The sequence below is a fragment of the Streptomyces sp. RP5T genome, assembly GCF_003933965.1.
GTDB lineage: Bacteria > Actinomycetota > Actinomycetes > Streptomycetales > Streptomycetaceae > Streptomyces.
In genome coordinates this window covers 1-17,620 of record NZ_RSAJ01000040.1, presented here as the reverse complement: position 1 = coordinate 17,620, position 17,620 = coordinate 1, and the positions used below count along the sequence as shown (strand labels likewise).

Below are 17,620 nucleotides of genomic sequence, written 5' to 3'. Positions count from 1 at the left end.
GCATGCTCGAGGAGGCTCTCGAGCACCTCGTGAAGGGCATCGTCGACAACCCTGACGACGTGCAGGTCGCCTCGCGCACCCTGCGCCGCGGGCGGGTGCTGGAGGTCCGGGTCCACCCTGACGACCTCGGCAAGGTGATCGGCCGCAACGGCCGCACCGCGCGCGCCCTGCGGACCGTCGTGGGCGCCATCGGCGGCCGCGGTGTCCGCGTCGACCTCGTCGACGTCGACCACGTCCGCTGACGTCAAACGCAGCACCGGCTCGGGCCGGGGAGGGCCATCGGGCCGTCCCCGGCCCGTAGTCGTTACGGGTCCTTCGGGTTCCATGACAGGAGATCTTCGCAAGTGCAGCTCGTAGTCGCACGGATCGGCCGCGCCCACGGCATCAAGGGCGAGGTCACCGTCGAGGTCCGTACCGACGAGCCGGAACTCCGGCTCGCGCCCGGCGCCGTACTGGCGACCGACCCGGCCGCCACCGGCCCGCTCACCATCGAGACGGGCCGTGTCCACAGCGGCCGCCTCCTGCTGCGTTTCGAGGGCGTCCGTGACCGGACCGCCGCCGAGGCGCTGCGCAACACCCTCCTGATCGCCGAGGTCGACCCCGACGAGCTGCCCGAGGAGGAGGACGAGTACTACGACCACCAGCTCATGGACCTCGACGTCGTCACCACGGACGGCACGGAGGTCGGCCGCATCACCGAGATCTCGCACCTGCCCTCGCAGGACCTCTTCATCGTGGAGCGGCCCGACGGCAGCGAGGTGATGATCCCGTTCGTCGAGGAGATCGTCACCGAGATCGACCTCGCCGAGCAGAAGGCCGTCATCGACCCGCCCCCCGGGCTCATCGACGACAACGCCGAGATCGCCTCCTCGCGGGAAGAGTCGTAGAAGATGCGCCTCGACGTCGTCACGATCTTCCCCGCCTACCTCGAACCCCTGAACGTCTCGCTGGTCGGCAAGGCACGCGCGCGTGGGCAGCTCGACGTGCACGTCCACGACCTGCGGGAGTGGACCCACGACCGCCACAACACCGTCGACGACACCCCGTACGGCGGCGGCCCCGGCATGGTCATGAAGACCGATCCCTGGGGGGACGCGCTGGACTCCGTGCTGGCGGACGGCTACGAGGCGGGCTCGCACACGCCCGCCCTCGTCGTCCCCACCCCGAGCGGCCGCCCCTTCACCCAGGAACTCGCCGTGAAACTCTCCGAGAGCCCCTGGCTGATCTTCACGCCGGCGCGCTACGAGGGCATCGACCGGCGGGTGATCGACGAGTACGCCATGAGGATGCCGGTCCACGAGGTGTCCATCGGCGACTACGTCCTGGCCGGCGGCGAGGCGGCCGTGCTCGTGGTCACCGAGGCGGTGGCCCGGCTGCTGCCCGGCGTCCTCGGCAACGCCGAGTCGCACCGGGACGACTCCTTCGCGCCCGGAGCCATGGCGAACCTGCTGGAGGGCCCCGTCTACACCAAGCCGCCCGAGTGGCGCGGCCGCGGCATCCCGGACGTCCTGCTCAGCGGCCACCACGGCAAGATCGCCCGCTGGCGCCGCGACGAGGCGCTCCGGCGCACGGCGGCCAACCGGCCCGACCTCATCGAGCGCTGCGACCCCAGGACCTTCGACAAGAAGGACCGCGAGATGCTCTCCATCCTGGGCTGGGCGCCGGACCCGGCGGGGGAGCCGTACGGGCGATTTTGGCGCAGGCCGGAAGGCGTGGAACAATAAGCCGCTGTTGTGCGTCGTCCGGCGTGCGCCCCTGCCACAGGGGGACACGACGCCCGCCCCGACACGGACAGCCTCCTCACGAAACACTAGCTACCGCCGATGACCTGTGGCATGGGCGAAGAAAGCAGACGAAATGTCTCACCTGCTCGACTCCGTCGACTCCGCGTCGCTGCGCAGCGACATCCCGGCCTTCCGCCCGGGTGACACCGTCAACGTCCACGTCCGCGTCATCGAGGGCAACCGCTCCCGTGTGCAGCAGTTCAAGGGCGTAGTCATCCGTCGTCAGGGTGCCGGTGTCCGCGAGACCTTCACGGTCCGCAAGGTCTCGTTCTCCGTGGGCGTCGAGCGCACCTTCCCGGTGCACACCCCGATCGTCGAGAAGATCGAGCTCGTCACCCGCGGTGACGTGCGCCGCGCCAAGCTGTACTACCTGCGCGAGCTCCGCGGCAAGGCCGCGAAGATCAAGGAGAAGCGCGAGAACTGAGCGCTTTTCGGACGTCACAGCGCGGCCGGATAGCATCTGGCCCCGATGGACACCGAAGCACAGCCGACGGAGCGCGACCGCTCCTCCCGCCCCACCGCAGGGGCCGTGGAGGGACGGTCGCGTTTCGCGTTGGTGTCGAGAGTCACCCAGTGGCTGCCCGGCGGCCGGATCTCCCTGGTCCTGCTGCTCAGCCTGGTCCTTCTCCTGCTGATCAGTACGTTCGTGGTCAAACCTTTCCAGATTCCCAGCGGATCCATGGAAAACGGATTGAGGATCGGGGACCGCGTTCTCGTAAATAGGTTCGCGTACCGTTTCGGTGCCGAGCCGCGGCGGGGAGATGTAGTCGTGTTCGACGGAACCGGGTATTTCGGGGCCGGGGACTACATCAAGCGCGTGGTGGGGGTGGGGGGAGACCATGTGGTCTGCTGCGACAAGAAGGGAAGGATCGAGGTGAACGGCCGGTCGGTCGACGAGTCGGGCTTCCTGTACCCCGGCGACAGCCCGTCCTCGGTGCCCTTCGAGGTCGAGGTGCCCGACGGCGCCCTGTTCGTCCTCGGCGACCACCGCAGCGTCTCCAGCGACTCCCGGGACCATCTGGGCTCACCGGGCGGCGGCATGATCCCCGTCGACGACGTCCTCGGACGGGCCGACTGGATCATCTGGCCCGCCGGCCACGCCACCCGCCTGCACCGCTCCACCGCCTACGCGCGCGTGCCCGCAGCGGAGGGCGCGCATGGGTAACCGGGGCAAACCCCGCGGTGTGTCGACCACCGCGGCCGACAACCTGCTGCCCACCGGCGTACGGCGTTCCGCCAGTCCCTCGGGCGGCCGCTCGCGCGCGGAGCGGCGCCAGCTCCAGCGCAAGGTCAAACGGCGCAGAAGGCGCGGCGCGGTCAAGGAGATACCGCTCCTGGTCGGGGTGGCCGTCCTGATAGCCCTGGTCCTGAAGACGTTCCTCGTCCAGGCGTTCGTGATCCCGTCCGGCTCGATGGAGCAGACGATCCGGATCGGCGACCGCGTCCTGGTCGACAAGCTCACCCCGTGGTTCGGCTCCGAGCCCGAACGCGGGGACGTCGTCGTCTTCAAGGACCCCGGCGGCTGGCTCCAGGACGAGCAGACCACGACGAAGAAGGACGACCCCGTGGTCGTCAAGCAGGTCAAGGAGGGGCTCACCTTCATCGGCCTGCTGCCGTCCGACAACGAGAAGGACCTGATCAAGCGGGTCGTCGGCGTCGGCGGCGACCGGGTCAAGTGCTGCGACACCGAGGGCCGGGTGACCGTCAACGGCGTCCCTTTGAGCGAGACGGACTACCTGTATCCCGGGAACGCCCCCTCCACCCAGCAGTTCGACATCACGGTCCCCCAGGGGCGGCTGTGGGTGATGGGCGACCACCGCGCCAACTCCGCGGACTCCCGCTCGCACCAGGACACCGACTACGGCGGCACGGTGTCGCTGGACTCGGTGGTGGGGCGGGCCAGGGTCATCGCGTGGCCTTTCGGACACGCGACCATGCTGGACGAACCGAAAACTTACTCTTCCGTTGCCGACTCTGTGTCCGGGGCGGCCACAGCTTCCCGGGCGTCGCTTAGGGTTGCTCAGGACGATCGAAACGAAGCGATCCAACTCCCGAGCCCTGCGGAACTCCCGCTCGTTATGGGAGTGGTGGGCCTGCGCCGTACTTGGGGCAGGCGGCGGCACAGAGTAAGGAGTTGGCGTGGGGGATGTGGCGGTTGGCGCACGATCCGGGCACGACGGCGAGGAGCACCGCGGACGCCCCGTGGAAGCAGCCGACCCGGCCGCGGACGGCGCCGTGACCTCCGGGAGTGACTCCGGAGGGACCGAGGACGGCACGACGACCGAGGCCCGGGGCGGAGGGCCCGGCGATTCGGCCCCCAATGCGAAGAAGCAGCGCTCCTTCTGGAAGGAGCTGCCGATCCTGATCGGTATCGCGCTGGTGCTGGCGCTGCTGATCAAGACGTTCCTGGTGCAGGCCTTCTCGATCCCGTCGGACTCGATGCAGAACACCCTTCAGCAGGGTGACCGGGTGCTGGTCGACAAGCTCACCCCGTGGTTCGGCTCCGAGCCCGAGCGGGGCGAGGTCGTCGTCTTCCACGACCCCGACAACTGGCTCGCCGGTGAGCCGACCGCGGACCCGAACGCGTTGCAGACGTTCCTCTCCTGGATCGGCCTGATGCCGTCCGCCGAGGAGAAGGACCTGATCAAGCGCGTCATCGGCGTCGGCGGTGACACGGTCTCCTGCGAGGGCACCGGCCCGCTGAAGGTCAACGGCAAGGCGCTGAGCGAGTCGTCGTACGTCTACGCGGGCAACACCCCGTGCAGCCAGGACGACCAGGGCGGCCAGTTCACCGTGAAGGTCCCCAAGGGCTACATCTGGGTGATGGGCGACCACCGGCAGAACTCCCGCGACTCGCGCTACAACCAGTCGGACAAGCACCACGGCATGGTCCCGGTCGACGACGTCGTGGGCCGCGCCATCGTGAAGGCCTGGCCGGTCAACCGCTGGGGCACGCTGCCCAAGCCGGACACCTTCGACCAGGCCGGCATCAACGACAAGTCCTCGGCCTCCGCGGCCCTGACCGTCGCGCCGCAGGGCATCGCCCTCGTCGGTGCGGTGCCGGTGGCGCTGTGGCGGCGCCGGAAGGCCGCGGTCGAGCGGACCCGCTGAACCCTTCCGGACCGGGGGCGCCACGGGCCTGGTGAAAGCTTTGCGGAGCTTGGCGCTCCGGCCGGTCGGGAAGGGCTGACCCGCTCGGGTACCGCCGGGTAGGGTGCGGGTCCATGGGTGGCGAGAGCACTACACGTACGGCCCCGCACAGGGGTGGCACCGACACGGGCCCGGTGGGCAGCCGAACCGGACAGCGACTGTCCGGACTGGCCGTCGCACTGGGCATCGTGCTGTTCCTCGGGGGATTCGCCTGGGGAGCGGTGCTCTACCGGCCGTACACCGTGCCCACCGGTTCGATGACGCCCACGATCGACGCCGGCGACCGGGTGCTGGCGCAGCGCGTCGACGGCGACGAGATACGCCGGGGCGACATCGTCGTCTTCACCGACAAGACCTGGGTGACCAACGCGCCCGTGGTCAAGCGGGTCGTCGCGGTCGGCGGCGACACGGTCTCCTGCTGCACGGACGGGAAGCTGACCGTCAACGGCAAGGAGATCGACGAGACCTACCTCAAGGGCGGCCCGGCCGAGATCAAGTCCATCCCGACCGTCAAGGTGCCCAAGGGGCGGCTGTTCCTGCTCGGCGACGAGCGCCAGGGCTCGCTGGACTCCTCCGTACACCTCACCGACGCCGCCCAGGGCACTGTCGCGAGCTCGGCGGTGACCGCTCGTGTGGACGCCGTGGTCTGGCCCATGAAGGGCATGGTGGAGCGCCCCGCCGCCTTCGAGCCGCTCGGCGCGCCCTCCTCGCCCGGCCCGCTGCGCACGATCGTCATCCTGATCGTCGTCGGCGCGGCGCTGGTGATGGGCGGCGGGGCGTACGGGCCCGTGGCCAAGCGCCTCGGCAGGAGCTCCCGGTCCCGGACGGAGCCCGTCGGTGCCCACTGAGGCAGCCGCCCACGGGGACCCGTTCGAGGGAGGGCTGCGCAAGGTGGCCCGGGTGGTGCTGCTCGATCCCGAGGACCGCATCCTGCTGCTGCACGGGCACGAACCGGACGATCCGTCCGACGACTGGTGGTTCACCCCCGGCGGCGGACTGGAGGGCGACGAGACCCGTGAAGAGGCCGCTCTGCGGGAACTCGCCGAGGAGACCGGCATCACCGAGGTGGAACTCGGGCCGGTGCTCTGGCGCCGGACCTGCTCGTTCCCGTTCGCGGGCCGTCGCTGGGACCAGGACGAGTGGTACTACCTGGCCCGTACGACGGTGACGGCCACCCGGGCCACGGCCCTGACCGAGCTGGAGCGACGCAGCGTCGCCGGAGCGCGCTGGTGGACGTGTCAGGAACTGACCCGGGCACATGAGACGGTGTATCCGACCAGACTCGCCGAGCTGCTGCGCAAGCTGCTCGACGAAGGTCCCCCCGCCGGGCCCGTGACCCTCGGCACCGAAATCGTCTAGGTGCCGACGGGACTGGCGCACAATGGTGGGATCGCACGGCTGAAGGGGAACATGCCATGAGCGCCGAGGACCTCGAGAAGTACGAGACCGAGATGGAGCTCAAGCTCTACCGGGAGTACCGCGATGTCGTCGGTCTGTTCAAATACGTGATCGAGACCGAGCGGCGCTTCTACCTGACCAACGACTACGAGATGCAGGTGCACTCGGTCCAGGGTGAGGTGTTCTTCGAGGTGTCCATGGCGGATGCGTGGGTGTGGGACATGTATCGGCCGGCTCGCTTCGTGAAGCAGGTGCGGGTGTTGACGTTCAAGGACGTGAACATCGAGGAGCTGAACAAGAGCGACCTGGAGCTGCCGGGCGGGTGACGGGCGTTTCCGGGTGACGGTTGCTTCCCCCACTTCACCCGTGTGAGTGGCCGGGTTGTCCACAACCGCTGAGTCGTCCACCAAGATCAACTCGGTGGGCGGGGTTGCGTGATCGTTGGCGCCGGAGGTGGTGCCGACATGAACGCACGCAGTGCACTCGGCAAGTACGGCGAGAGTCTGGCCGCGAGGCGGCTGACCGAGGCCGGGATGACGGTCCTGGAGCGCAACTGGCGCTGTGGCAGGACGGGCGAGATCGACATCGTCGCGCGGGACGGCGAGGTCCTCGTCCTCTGCGAGGTCAAGACCCGCCGGACGGGTGCCTTCGAGCACCCGATGGCCGCGGTGACCCCCGAGAAGGCGGAGCGCCTGCGGCGGCTCGCCGCCTGCTGGATCCACGCCCAGGGAGGAGCGCCACCGGGAGGCGTCCGCATCGACCTGGTGGGCGTCGTCCTGCCCCGGCGCGGGGCGCCCGTGGTCGAGCATGCGCGGGGGGTGGCCTGAGATGGGCTTCGCGCGTACGTGCTCGGTGGCCCTGGTGGGCGTCGAAGGGGTCGTGATCGAGGTCCAGGCGGACCTGGAGCCGGGGGTGGCGGCCTTCACCCTGGTGGGGCTGCCCGACAAGAGCCTGACCGAGAGCCGGGACCGGGTGCGGGCGGCCGTCGTGAACTCGGGGGGCGAGTGGCCCCAGAAGAAGCTCACGGTGGGGCTCAGCCCGGCGTCGGTGCCCAAGGCGGGTTCGGGGTTCGACCTCGCTGTCGCATGTGCCGTGCTGGGCGCCTCCGAGCGGATCGACCCGCGCGTGCTCGCCGACATCGTGATGATCGGCGAGCTGGGCCTTGACGGCCGGGTGCGCCCGGTACGGGGCATCCTGCCCGCGGTGCTGGCCGCCGCCGACGCCGGCTACGTCCAGGTCGTCGTGCCGGAGTGCGCCGCGGCCGAGGCCTCGCTGGTGCCCGGCATCTCCGTGCTGGGCGTGCGCAGCCTGCGGCAGCTGATCGCGGTCCTCGCGGACGAACCGGTGCCCGACGAGGAGCCGCACGAACCGGGCCGCCCCGATCCGCTGCTGGCCGGCCTGCGGGTGCCCGGCACGGGTGCCGCCACCGGCATGCACAGCGCAGGGGCCGCGCAGCAGGACCACGGACACGACCTGGCCGACGTCGTCGGTCAGACCTCGGCGCGGACGGCCGTCGAGGTCGCGGCGGCCGGTGGCCATCACCTGTTCCTGGAGGGGCCGCCCGGGGCCGGCAAGACCATGCTGGCCGAGCGGCTGCCCGCGGTGCTGCCCCGGCTGGCCCGGGAGGAGTCGCTGGAGGTCACGGCGGTGCACTCGGTGGCCGGTCTGCTGCCGCCGGGCAAGCCCCTGATCGACGTCGCCCCCTACTGCGCGCCGCACCACTCGGCCACCATGCAGGCTCTGGTCGGCGGCGGACCCGGCGTCGCCCGCCCCGGGGCGGTGTCCCTGTCCCATCGGGGCGTTCTCTTCCTCGACGAGACTCCGGAGTTCAGCATCCATGCCCTCGACGCGCTGCGGCAGCCGCTGGAGGCGGGGCACGTGGTGATCGCGCGCAGTGCGGGGGTCGTACGGTTCCCGGCGAAGTTCCTGATGGTGCTCGCGGCGAATCCCTGTCCCTGCGGCCGCTTCTCGCAGACCGACGACTTCTGCGAGTGCCCGCCCTCGGCGATCCGGCGCTACCAGGCCCGGCTTTCCGGGCCGCTGCTCGACCGGGTCGACCTGCGGGTGCAGGTGGACCGGGTCACCCGGGACCAGCTGGCCGGACGCGGTGCCCGGGGCGAGTCGACCGCCGTGGTCGCCGACCGGGTGCGGGCCGCCAGGGAACGCGCGACGGCGCGCTTCACCGGCACCCCGTGGCGGACCAACAGCGAGGTGCCCGGACGGGAACTGCGCAGCCGCTGGCACGCTGTGTCCGGGGCGATGGACGAGGCCGAGCGCAACCTGGAGCGGGGCGTGCTGACCGCCCGGGGACTCGACCGCGTCCTGCGGGTCGCCTGGACCGTCGCGGACCTCGTCGGACACGACCGACCGGACGCGACGGACGTCGCCCTGGCGCTGCAACTGCGCACCGGAGTGCCCCGGGGCGTGCCCATGGCCATCGGGGCGCCGGCATGACCGGCGACGAACCCGACGGCGAACGGCTCGACCGCGTCTTCCTCGCCCGGGTCGTCGAGCCCGGCGACGAGGTCGCGGGACGGTGGGTCCGGGAGCGGGGCGTCCAGGAGGTGGCCGCGAGGCTGCGCGGGTCCGGGGAGCCGCTGCCCGGCGTGAGCGAGAAGCGGTGGAGCGGGATGCGGGCGAGGGCCGCGGTGGCCGCCCCGCGCCGGGACCTCGCCGTCGCCCACGAGGCCGGGGCACGGTTCGTCGTGCCCGGGGGCGCCGAGTGGCCGGCGCAGCTCGACGACCTCATGGACGCGCGGCCGCTCGGACTGTGGGTGCGGGGGCGGCCCAGCCTGCGGATGTGGGCGCTCCGGTCCGTCGCCCTCGTCGGGGCCCGGGCCTGCACCGAGTACGGAGCCCACATGGCGGCCACGCTGGCCACCGACCTCGCCGAGCTGGGCTGGGTCGTCGTCTCCGGCGGCGCCTACGGGGTCGACGGTGCCGCCCACCGGGGCGCCCTCGGCGCGGGCGGTGCCACTGTCGCCGTCCTGGCCTGCGGGGTGGACCGGCCCTATCCGCGCGGACACACCCAGTTGATCACCAGGATCGCCGAACAGGGTCTGGTGATCGGGGAGTTGCCGCCCGGCGATCATCCGACGCCCAGCAGATTCGTGCTGCGCAACAGGGTGATCGCGGCCCTCACCCGCGGCACCGTGGTCGTCGAGGCGGCCCACCGAAGCGGCTCCCTGGTCACCGCCCGAGCGGCGCAGCGGCTGGGCCGGCACACCATGGGCGTGCCCGGGCCGGCCACCAGCAGCCTGTCCGCGGGGGTGCACGAGCTGCTGCGCGGGGACGCCACGCTGGTCACGGACGCCGCGGAAGTCGTGGAACTGGTCGGCGACATGGGGGAGCTGGCCCCCGACCGGCGTGGACCGGTGCTGCCGCGCGATCTGCTGGACCCGGGGGCCCGCAGGGTCCTGTCCGCGCTGCCCGCGCGCCGGGAGGCCGGGGTGGACGAGATCGCGCGCGGTGCGCAGACGACACGGGACGACGCCGTCGCGAGACTGTACGAACTCCGTGCACTTGGTTACGTCGAACGACACGGCGACGGCTGGAAGTTGACACGCCAGGCGATGATCTCCGTCCGCGGGGAGCGCGGGCCGTGTTGACCGAGCGTGTTCGGCCGTCCGGGGGAACCGCGAAGTCCTTGGGAATTACCGCAGTTGGGGTGTTCGGTTGATCACACAGGGTGGCGGCCGTGCCCGGCGCGGGAGGTTCGCGGAACACGTCCGCGCGGGGATCCGGGCCCGCTGTTTGCGCACTGCGACTCCTCAGTCACGCTACGCTCACGGGGATTCCGACGCACTTCACGTACAACGCGTACTTCACGGCAGAACGGCACAAGGCGACGAATGCCCCAGCACACTTCCGGGTCCGACCGGGCGGCGATCCCCCAGGCCGCCCGTGACGGTGGCAGCGTGCGGCCGCCCGCTCCCTCGACGCTCGACGAGCTGTGGCGGTCGTACAAGACCACGGGAGACGAGCGGCTGCGCGAGCAGCTGATCCTGCACTACTCACCGCTCGTGAAATACGTCGCCGGGCGGGTGAGCGTCGGTCTGCCGCCCAATGTGGAGCAGGCGGACTTCGTCTCCTCGGGGGTCTTCGGGCTCATCGACGCGATCGAGAAGTTCGACGTCGACCGGGAGATCAAGTTCGAGACCTACGCGATCACCCGGATCCGGGGCGCGATGATCGACGAACTGCGGGCGCTGGACTGGATCCCGCGGTCCGTGCGGCAGAAGGCGCGCAACGTCGAGCGGGCGTACGCGACGCTGGAGGCGCGGCTGCGCCGGACGCCGACGGAGGGCGAGGTCGCCGGCGAGCTGGGCATCGCGGTGGACGATCTGCACGCGGTCTTCAGTCAGTTGTCGCTGGCCAACGTGGTGGCGCTGGAGGAGCTGCTGCATGTCGGGGGCGAGGGCGGCGACCGGCTGAGCCTCATGGACACGCTGGAGGACACCGCCGCGGACAACCCGGTGGAGGTCGCCGAGGACCGGGAGCTCAGACGGTTCCTCGCGCGGGCCATCAACACGCTGCCCGAGCGGGAGAAGACCGTCGTGACCCTGTACTACTACGAGGGGCTCACGCTCGCCGAGATCGGGAACGTACTGGGAGTGACCGAGAGCCGGGTCAGCCAGATCCACACCAAGTCCGTGCTGCAGCTGCGGGCGAAGCTGGCCAGTTTCGGTCGCTGACCTGGCCGGACGGCCCACCGGTCCCGCCTGGTCGAGCGGAGTGACTCCCGTCGGCAGTGGCGCGTCCGTACAGTGGTTGACGTGCCAAGGATTCGAGCGGCCTCCGTGGCCGAGCACCGGTCGATGCAGCGAGCCGCCCTGCTGGACGCGGCTCGTTCTCTGCTGTCCGAGGGCGGTACGGAAGCGCTGACCTTCCCGGCCCTCGCCGAGCGGACGGGCCTCGCGCGCTCGTCCGTGTACGAGTACTTCCGGTCCAGGGCCGCCGTGGTCGAGGAGCTGTGCGAGGTCGACTTCCCGGTGTGGGCCGCGGAGGTCTCGACGGCGATGGCCGCGGCCGAGGGGGCGGAGGCCAAGGTCGAGGAGTATGTGCGGCGGCAGCTGACGCTGGTGGGGGACCGGCGGCACCGGGCCGTCGTCGCCATCTCGGCGAGTGAGCTGGACGCCGGGGCCCGGGAGAAGATCCGGGCGGCGCACGGCGGACTGGTCGCGCTGATCGTCGAGGCGCTCGCGGAAATGGGGCACGAGCAGCCCCGGCTGGCGGCGATGCTGGTGCAAGGGGTGGTGGACGCGGCCGTGCGGCGGCTCGAACTGGGCGCCGCGGAGGAGCCTTCGGTGATCACCGAGGCCGCGGTTTCCATGGCGCTGCGGGGTGTGCGGGGCTGAGGTCCTCGGTTCTCGGTCCTCACGGGTGCGGGTGGGGGTGCCGGCGCTGGTGAGGTGCCGGTGTTCGTGGGGGCGCGCTGGTGGGGTGACGGCCCTTGAGGGCGCGCGTTGGTGAGGCGCCGGGGGCTGTGGGGTCGTGTTGGTGAGGCGTCGGCCCTTGAGGGGCACGCTGATGAGGTGTCGTGTCGGCGCGTGCGGGTTCGCGCGGTGAGGTGCCCTGGCTTGTGATGTTCGTGCCGGTGGGGTGCCGCGGTCAGGGCAGCGGGACCCCCAGGACGGGGAGCAGTCTCGACGGGCCCCTGCGCAGGAGCCACGGCGGCAGCAGGGAGAGCGGGTCGAGATAGGTCTCGCCCCTCCGCAGACCCCAGTGCACACAGGCGGTCGGGCAGTGGGAACCCGTCGGGTCCACCGTGCCCACCGCCTCGCCCGCCTCCACCTCGTCCCCCTTGCGCACCGACGCCGTCACCGGTTCGTAGGTCGTCCGCAGGTCCGTCCCCGTCAGTTCCACCGCGATCACGCCCTTCCCCGCCACCCGGCCCGCGAAGGACACCCGGCCCGCCGCCACCGCCCGTACCGGGGTGCCGGCGGGTGCTGCCAGGTCCACGCCCCGGTGGCCGCGGCCGTACACCGTCGCCGGGGGCTCCCAGCCGCGCAGCACCGCCGGGCGGATGCCCACCGGCCAGGCGCGACCCACGACCGGGACCGAGACGTCGGTGCCCGTCGGCTTCAGGAGGGGCTCCGGCGTCGGCGCCCGCAGCGGCAGAGCCGCCAGGACCAGCAGCAGCAACCCCAGCGCCGTACCCGCACATCGTTTCGCTCGCATCCCCGAACCGTGCCGCACCGGGCCGGGGCGCGGCCGGGGCCTGTGGACTACTCCCGGGTTGTGGACAGCGGCGTCACCCGGTGCCTCGCCGGTCCCGTACACTTCTTCTGGCGATCCGGGTCACCGGGTCGACTTCGCACGCCCCGACATCAGGCCGTCACGCGGTCGGTGTCAGCGCCTCTCGGTCCTTTGTGGCAAGGCGCGTCGCGGGCGTCAGGCGCGGGTGCCCTCCGGTACCCGCGGTACAACCGAGAACACCAAGGAGAACGGCCATGGCCGTCGTCACGATGCGGGAGCTGCTGGAGAGCGGCGTCCACTTCGGTCACCAGACCCGTCGTTGGAACCCGAAGATGAAGCGCTTCATCTTCACGGAGCGCAACGGCATCTACATCATCGACCTGCTCCAGTCGCTGTCGTACATCGACCGCGCCTACGAGTTCGTCAAGGAGACCGTCGCCCACGGCGGCACGGTCATGTTCGTCGGCACGAAGAAGCAGGCGCAGGAGGCCATCGCCGAGCAGGCCACCCGCGTCGGCATGCCCTACGTCAACCAGCGCTGGCTGGGCGGCATGCTCACCAACTTCTCGACCGTCTACAAGCGTCTGCAGCGCCTCAAGGAGCTCGAGCAGATCGACTTCGAGGACGTCGCCGCCTCGGGTCTGACCAAGAAGGAGCTCCTGGTCCTCTCGCGTGAGAAGGCCAAGCTCGAGAAGACCCTCGGTGGTATCCGCGAGATGCAGAAGGTGCCCAGCGCCGTCTGGATCGTGGACACCAAGAAGGAGCACATCGCGGTCGGCGAGGCCCGGAAGCTCAACATCCCGGTCGTCGCGATCCTCGACACCAACTGCGACCCCGACGAGGTCGACTACAAGATCCCGGGCAACGACGACGCGATCCGCTCCGTCACCCTGCTCACCCGCGTGATCGCCGACGCCGTCGCCGAGGGCCTCATCAGCCGCTCGCGCGTCGCCACCGGTGACAAGGGCGAGAAGGCCGCGGGCGAGCCGCTCGCCGAGTGGGAGCGCGACCTGCTCGAGGGTGGCGAGAAGAAGGCCGAGGAGAAGGCCGAGGAGACCCCGGCTGCTGAGGCTCCCGCCGCCGAGGCCGCTGCGGCCCCGGCCGCCGAGGAAGCCCCCGCGGCTGAGGCTCCCGCCGCCGAGGCCGCTCCGGCCGCGGACGCCGAGCAGGCCTGACCCGTCAGCGTCAGGGGTGACGGCGGGAGCGGGGGCATCAACTCCGCTCCCGCCGTTCACCCGTAGGTCAGCGGAGAGTCGGCGGCCCCGGGTCACATGGGGGCCGCAGACCCCGTAGATCTTCGATCTTCCAGACTTCGAGAAAGATTCACAGACTCATGGCGAACTACACCGCCGCCGACGTCAAGAAGCTCCGTGAGCTCACGGGCGCCGGCATGATGGACTGCAAGAAGGCGCTGGACGAGGCCGAGGGCGACGTCGAGAAGGCTGTCGAGGCGCTCCGGATCAAGGGCCAGAAGGGCGTCGCCAAGCGCGAGGGCCGCTCCGCCGAGAACGGCGCCGTGGTCTCGATCATCGCCGACGACAACTCCTCCGGCGTCCTGGTCGAGCTCAAGTGCGAGACGGACTTCGTCGCCAAGGGCGAGAAGTTCCAGGCCGTGGCCAACCAGATCGCGCAGCACGTCGCCGCGACCTCCCCGGCCGACCTGGAGGCCCTGCTCGCCTCCGAGATCGAGGCCGGCAAGACCGTCCAGGCGTTCGTGGACGAGGCCAACGCCAACCTCGGCGAGAAGATCGTCCTGGACCGCTTCGCGCAGTTCACCGACGGTTACGTGACCGCGTACATGCACCGCACGATGCCCGACCTGCCCCCGCAGATCGGTGTCCTCGTCGAGCTGGACAAGCCGGACGCGGAGACCGCGCGCGGTATCGCCCAGCACATCGCCGCCTTCGCGCCGAAGTACCTCTCCAAGGAGGACGTGCCGGCCGAGGTCGTCGAGTCCGAGCGCCGCATCGCCGAGGAGACCACCCGCGCCGAGGGCAAGCCCGAGGCCGCGATCGCCAAGATCGTCGAGGGTCGCGTCAACGGCTTCTTCAAGGACGCCACGCTCCTCGGTCAGCCGTACGCGCTCGACCCCAAGAAGTCGGTCCAGAAGGTCCTGGACGAGGCCGGTGTCACCCTGAAGCGCTTCACGCGTATCAAGGTCGGCATCTGAGTCCGTACCGCGAGCGACGCGCGGGCCCGATAGGGTCGTCAGCAGTCGTCCGGTACGCCGCCACGCACGCGCGTGGCGGACGACAGCAGATCTGACGAGGAGGCCATTGCCGAGCATGGGATGCGAACCAGTTCCCAACCGGCAGTGGCCTTCTTCGTATGTGCAACAGGTGAAAGAGGCGGGATCCCCATGACCACCAAGGCCCAGAAGAGCGACGACGGCAAAGTACGCGGCCGGTTTCTGCTGAAGCTGTCCGGAGAGGCGTTCGCCGGTGGCGGGGGCCTGGGTGTGGACCCCGACGTGGTGCACAAGATCGCCCGTGAGATCGCCGCCGTCGTCCGGGACGGCGCCGAGATCGCGGTCGTCATCGGTGGCGGCAACTTCTTCCGCGGTGCCGAACTCCAGCAGCGCGGCATGGACCGCGCCCGCTCGGACTACATGGGCATGCTCGGCACCGTGATGAACTGCCTCGCCCTCCAGGACTTCCTGGAGAAGGAGGGCATCGACAGCCGGGTGCAGACCGCCATCACCATGGGCCAGGTCGCCGAGCCGTACATCCCGCTGCGCGCCGTGCGCCACCTGGAGAAGGGCCGCGTGGTCATCTTCGGCGCCGGTATGGGCATGCCGTACTTCTCCACCGACACCACCGCCGCCCAGCGCGCCCTGGAGATCGACGCCGAGGCGCTGCTCATGGGCAAGAACGGCGTGGACGGGGTCTACGACTCCGACCCGAAGACCAACCCCGACGCGGTCAAGTTCGACTCCCTCGGATACGGCGAGGTCATCACGCGTGACCTGAAGGTCGCCGACGCCACGGCGGTCACGCTGTGCCGCGACAACAAGCTCCCGATCCTGGTGTTCGAGCTCCTGGCGGAGGGAAATATCGCACGGGCCGTCAAGGGTGAGAAGATCGGCACGCTTGTGGGTGAGCAGGGCAGCCGGGACTGACCCGGGAAACACCCGGTCCCTGACCGGGGGATGGACAATGTCCTGACGGTCGGGAACCGTGCAGGAAGAAGACGCGACGCAGCCGGCCGCCGCCCCCAGGCACATGGAACAGCAGCCGGGCCTACTCAAGACACGCAGGAGCAAGTGGTGATCGAAGAGACCCTCCTCGAGGCCGAGGAGAAGATGGAGAAGGCCGTCGTGGTCGCCAAGGAGGACTTCGCCGCGATCCGCACCGGGCGTGCGCACCCGGCGATGTTCAACAAGATCGTGGCCGACTACTACGGTGCGCCGACGCCGATCAACCAGCTGGCTTCGTTCTCCGTGCCGGAGCCGCGCATGGCCGTGGTGACCCCGTTCGACAAGACCGCGCTGCGCAACATCGAACAGGCGATCCGCGACTCCGACCTGGGCGTCAACCCGAGCAACGACGGCAACATCATCCGCGTGGTGTTCCCCGAGCTCACCGAGGAGCGCCGCCGCGACTACATCAAGGTGGCCCGCGGCAAGGCCGAGGACTCGCGCGTGTCCATCCGCTCGGTCCGCCGCAAGGCCAAGGACGCGATCGACAAGCTCGTCAAGGACGGCGAGGTCGGCGAGGACGAGGGCCGCCGTGCGGAGAAGGAGCTCGACGACGCGACGCACAAGTACGTCGCCCAGGTGGACGAGCTCCTCAAGCACAAGGAAGCGGAGCTGCTCGAGGTCTGATGAACGACTCTTCCTGGGCGACGCCGCCACACACCGGGTACTGGGGGCCGTCCGACCAGGGGCCTGTCCAGGGGGCTGCCCCGGCGGGTCCCGCGTACGATGCGCATGACGCGCAGCACACTCGCCCCATGCCCATCGTGCCCGACGGACCCGCCGTACCCCCATCCGGCGACGACCAGGATGACGACCGGGGGGCCGCTCGGCTGAGCGGTCCTCTGTTCCGGGACGAGACGTTCCCTGACGAGACGTTCCGGGACCAGCCGCCCCAAGCCGGGACGTTCCGCGACCATACGTCCCCTCACGCGGCGTTCCATGACGCGGCGGTCCCCGACGGGACGTACCGTGAAGTGACCGCATCGGCGCAGCCCTACACGGCGGCACCGCAGACGCAGAATCCGGAGCCCATGCCCGACTCCTCGCAGCCGGCGCCCGCGCCGCAGAAGAAGAGCGCGGGGCGGGACCTGGGTGCGGCCATAGGGGTCGGGGTCGGACTCGGCGCGGTGATCATCGCATCGCTGTTCTTCGTCAAGGCCGCGTTCGTCGGCGTGATCACGGTCGCCGTGGTGGTCGGGCTGTGGGAGCTGACCAAGCGGCTGGAGGAGCGCAAGGGCATCAAGGCGCCCCTCGTGCCGCTTGCGCTCGGCGGGGCCGCGATGGTCGTCTCGGGGTACGTCCGGGGCGCGGAGGGCGCGTGGGTGGCCATGGCGCTCACGGCACTCGCGGTCCTGGTCTGGCGGATGACCGAACCGCCGGAGGGCTACCTCAAGGACGTCACGGCGGGTGTCTTCGCTGCGTTCTACGTCCCGTTCCTGGCCACGTTCGTCGCCATGATGCTCACGGCCGAGGACGGGGCTGCACGCGTCCTGACCTTCCTGCTCCTGACCGTCGTCAGCGACACCGGCGCCTACGCGGTGGGCTGGCGCTTCGGCACGCACAAGCTCGCGCCGCGCATCAGCCCCGGCAAGACCCGGGAGGGCCTGTTCGGAGCGGTGGCGTTCGCGATGGCCGCGGGCGCGCTGTGCATGGAGTTCCTGATCGACGACGGCATGTGGTGGCAGGGCCTGCTGCTCGGGCTTGCGGTCGCGGCCAGTGCGACGCTGGGTGACCTCGGCGAGTCGATGATCAAGCGTGACCTCGGCATCAAGGACATGGGCACCCTCCTGCCGGGCCACGGCGGCATCATGGACCGCCTGGACTCCCTGCTGCCGACGGCTCCGGTGGTGTGGCTGCTGCTGGTGCTGTTCGTGGGCTCGGGCTGACCGCGCGC

21 protein-coding genes are annotated in these 17,620 nt (G+C 70.6%); 20 read left to right on the top strand and 1 reads right to left on the bottom strand.

The window, feature by feature from the left end:
• The first annotated feature begins 2 nt into the window (after positions 1-2).
• From EHS43_RS07050 to EHS43_RS06980, 15 genes are all read left to right on the top strand, one after another.
• Positions 3-242, top strand: coding sequence for an RNA-binding protein (locus EHS43_RS07050; protein ID WP_007384965.1), 240 nt, complete (start codon positions 3-5; stop codon positions 240-242).
• 102 nt (positions 243-344) lie between these two features.
• A complete protein-coding gene (gene rimM, locus EHS43_RS07045) occupies positions 345-887 on the top strand; it encodes a ribosome maturation factor RimM (RefSeq protein WP_125189667.1) in 543 nt (180 codons plus the stop codon).
• Positions 888-890: 3 nt separating this feature from the next.
• A complete protein-coding gene (gene trmD / locus EHS43_RS07040) occupies positions 891-1,724 on the top strand; it encodes a tRNA (guanosine(37)-N1)-methyltransferase TrmD (RefSeq protein WP_125189666.1) in 834 nt (277 codons plus the stop codon).
• A gap of 133 nt (positions 1,725-1,857) precedes the next feature.
• Positions 1,858-2,208: a 50S ribosomal protein L19 gene (gene rplS / locus EHS43_RS07035; RefSeq protein ID WP_053848457.1), complete on the top strand. Its 351-nt coding sequence runs from the start codon at positions 1,858-1,860 to the stop codon at positions 2,206-2,208.
• 45 nt (positions 2,209-2,253) lie between these two features.
• A complete protein-coding gene (gene lepB, locus EHS43_RS07030; RefSeq protein WP_125189665.1) occupies positions 2,254-2,949 on the top strand; it encodes a signal peptidase I in 696 nt (231 codons plus the stop codon).
• Positions 2,942-4,036 carry a signal peptidase I gene (gene lepB, locus EHS43_RS07025; protein WP_125189664.1) on the top strand — a complete coding sequence of 365 codons (1,095 nt, stop codon included), beginning with the start codon at positions 2,942-2,944 and terminating at the stop codon, positions 4,034-4,036. Before lepB (EHS43_RS07030) ends, lepB (EHS43_RS07025) begins: the two co-directional genes overlap by 8 nt.
• Positions 3,924-4,895 carry a signal peptidase I gene (gene lepB, locus EHS43_RS07020; protein ID WP_125189663.1) on the top strand — a complete coding sequence of 324 codons (972 nt, stop codon included), beginning with the start codon at positions 3,924-3,926 and terminating at the stop codon, positions 4,893-4,895. The genes lepB (EHS43_RS07025) and lepB (EHS43_RS07020) overlap by 113 nt, the downstream gene beginning before the upstream one ends.
• Positions 4,896-5,008: 113 nt before the next feature.
• Complete coding sequence (gene lepB, locus EHS43_RS07015; RefSeq protein WP_125189662.1) at positions 5,009-5,782, top strand: signal peptidase I; 774 nt, start codon at positions 5,009-5,011, stop codon at positions 5,780-5,782.
• Positions 5,772-6,293: an NUDIX hydrolase gene (locus EHS43_RS07010; protein WP_125189661.1), complete on the top strand. Its 522-nt coding sequence runs from the start codon at positions 5,772-5,774 to the stop codon at positions 6,291-6,293. Before lepB (EHS43_RS07015) ends, EHS43_RS07010 begins: the two co-directional genes overlap by 11 nt.
• Positions 6,294-6,349: 56 nt before the next feature.
• On the top strand, positions 6,350-6,658 hold the full coding sequence (locus EHS43_RS07005; protein WP_003965949.1) for a DUF2469 domain-containing protein: 309 nt from the start codon (positions 6,350-6,352) through the stop codon (positions 6,656-6,658).
• A gap of 138 nt (positions 6,659-6,796) precedes the next feature.
• Positions 6,797-7,159, top strand: a complete 363-nt coding sequence (locus tag EHS43_RS07000; protein ID WP_125189660.1) for a YraN family protein — start codon at positions 6,797-6,799, stop codon at positions 7,157-7,159.
• Between the two features lies 1 nt (position 7,160).
• Positions 7,161-8,786 (top strand): YifB family Mg chelatase-like AAA ATPase, encoded by a 1,626-nt coding sequence (locus EHS43_RS06995; RefSeq protein WP_125189659.1) that lies wholly within the window; start codon positions 7,161-7,163, stop codon positions 8,784-8,786.
• Positions 8,783-9,940, top strand: a complete 1,158-nt coding sequence (gene dprA / locus EHS43_RS06990) for a DNA-processing protein DprA (RefSeq protein WP_125189658.1) — start codon at positions 8,783-8,785, stop codon at positions 9,938-9,940. The genes EHS43_RS06995 and dprA overlap by 4 nt, the downstream gene beginning before the upstream one ends.
• A 243-nt stretch (positions 9,941-10,183) precedes the next feature.
• Positions 10,184-11,026: an RNA polymerase sigma factor WhiG gene (gene whiG / locus EHS43_RS06985; protein ID WP_125189657.1), complete on the top strand. Its 843-nt coding sequence runs from the start codon at positions 10,184-10,186 to the stop codon at positions 11,024-11,026.
• Between the two features lie 105 nt (positions 11,027-11,131).
• The gene (locus EHS43_RS06980) at positions 11,132-11,689 is read left to right on the top strand and encodes a TetR/AcrR family transcriptional regulator (RefSeq protein ID WP_125189676.1); all 558 of its coding nucleotides are present in this window, start codon (positions 11,132-11,134) and stop codon (positions 11,687-11,689) included.
• A gap of 253 nt (positions 11,690-11,942) precedes the next feature.
• Here EHS43_RS06980 and EHS43_RS06975 read toward each other — a convergent pair whose 3' ends face one another.
• A complete protein-coding gene (locus tag EHS43_RS06975; RefSeq protein ID WP_260470423.1) occupies positions 11,943-12,512 on the bottom strand; it encodes a murein hydrolase activator EnvC in 570 nt (189 codons plus the stop codon).
• Between the two features lie 272 nt (positions 12,513-12,784).
• On the opposite strand from EHS43_RS06975, the gene rpsB reads away from it, so the two are divergent.
• The 5 genes from rpsB (at position 12,785) to EHS43_RS06950 (ending at position 17,612) form a co-directional block, all read left to right on the top strand.
• On the top strand, positions 12,785-13,705 hold the full coding sequence (gene rpsB / locus EHS43_RS06970) for a 30S ribosomal protein S2 (protein WP_125189656.1): 921 nt from the start codon (positions 12,785-12,787) through the stop codon (positions 13,703-13,705).
• 158 nt (positions 13,706-13,863) lie between these two features.
• Complete coding sequence (gene tsf, locus EHS43_RS06965; protein WP_125189655.1) at positions 13,864-14,700, top strand: translation elongation factor Ts; 837 nt, start codon at positions 13,864-13,866, stop codon at positions 14,698-14,700.
• A 189-nt stretch (positions 14,701-14,889) separates the two neighbouring features.
• The gene (pyrH, locus tag EHS43_RS06960; protein WP_020120963.1) at positions 14,890-15,648 is read left to right on the top strand and encodes a UMP kinase; all 759 of its coding nucleotides are present in this window, start codon (positions 14,890-14,892) and stop codon (positions 15,646-15,648) included.
• A 147-nt stretch (positions 15,649-15,795) separates the two neighbouring features.
• The gene (gene frr / locus EHS43_RS06955) at positions 15,796-16,353 is read left to right on the top strand and encodes a ribosome recycling factor (protein WP_037708751.1); all 558 of its coding nucleotides are present in this window, start codon (positions 15,796-15,798) and stop codon (positions 16,351-16,353) included.
• Positions 16,353-17,612 carry a phosphatidate cytidylyltransferase gene (locus EHS43_RS06950; RefSeq protein ID WP_125189654.1) on the top strand — a complete coding sequence of 420 codons (1,260 nt, stop codon included), beginning with the start codon at positions 16,353-16,355 and terminating at the stop codon, positions 17,610-17,612. Before frr ends, EHS43_RS06950 begins: the two co-directional genes overlap by 1 nt.
• Positions 17,613-17,620: the final 8 nt, after the last annotated feature.

Excerpts from the sequence above, each read along its gene's own strand:
- tsf (WP_125189655.1), top strand. The coding sequence starts at position 13,864 with ATGGCGAACTACACCGCCGCCGACGTCAAGAAGCTCCGTGAGCTCACG.
- EHS43_RS06975 (WP_260470423.1), bottom strand. The coding sequence starts at position 12,512 with ATGCGAGCGAAACGATGTGCGGGTACGGCGCTGGGGTTGCTGCTGCTG.
- EHS43_RS07005 (WP_003965949.1), top strand. The coding sequence starts at position 6,350 with ATGAGCGCCGAGGACCTCGAGAAGTACGAGACCGAGATGGAGCTCAAG.
- rpsB (WP_125189656.1), top strand. The coding sequence starts at position 12,785 with ATGGCCGTCGTCACGATGCGGGAGCTGCTGGAGAGCGGCGTCCACTTC.
- whiG (WP_125189657.1), top strand. The coding sequence starts at position 10,184 with ATGCCCCAGCACACTTCCGGGTCCGACCGGGCGGCGATCCCCCAGGCC.
- trmD (WP_125189666.1), top strand. The coding sequence starts at position 891 with ATGCGCCTCGACGTCGTCACGATCTTCCCCGCCTACCTCGAACCCCTG.
- EHS43_RS07000 (WP_125189660.1), top strand. The coding sequence starts at position 6,797 with ATGAACGCACGCAGTGCACTCGGCAAGTACGGCGAGAGTCTGGCCGCG.
- EHS43_RS06995 (WP_125189659.1), top strand. The coding sequence starts at position 7,161 with ATGGGCTTCGCGCGTACGTGCTCGGTGGCCCTGGTGGGCGTCGAAGGG.
- EHS43_RS06950 (WP_125189654.1), top strand. The coding sequence starts at position 16,353 with ATGAACGACTCTTCCTGGGCGACGCCGCCACACACCGGGTACTGGGGG.
- lepB (WP_125189665.1), top strand. The coding sequence starts at position 2,254 with ATGGACACCGAAGCACAGCCGACGGAGCGCGACCGCTCCTCCCGCCCC.
- dprA (WP_125189658.1), top strand. The coding sequence starts at position 8,783 with ATGACCGGCGACGAACCCGACGGCGAACGGCTCGACCGCGTCTTCCTC.
- lepB (WP_125189662.1), top strand. The coding sequence starts at position 5,009 with ATGGGTGGCGAGAGCACTACACGTACGGCCCCGCACAGGGGTGGCACC.
- pyrH (WP_020120963.1), top strand. The coding sequence starts at position 14,890 with ATGACCACCAAGGCCCAGAAGAGCGACGACGGCAAAGTACGCGGCCGG.
- EHS43_RS07050 (WP_007384965.1), top strand. The coding sequence starts at position 3 with ATGCTCGAGGAGGCTCTCGAGCACCTCGTGAAGGGCATCGTCGACAAC.
- rplS (WP_053848457.1), top strand. The coding sequence starts at position 1,858 with ATGTCTCACCTGCTCGACTCCGTCGACTCCGCGTCGCTGCGCAGCGAC.
- lepB (WP_125189664.1), top strand. The coding sequence starts at position 2,942 with ATGGGTAACCGGGGCAAACCCCGCGGTGTGTCGACCACCGCGGCCGAC.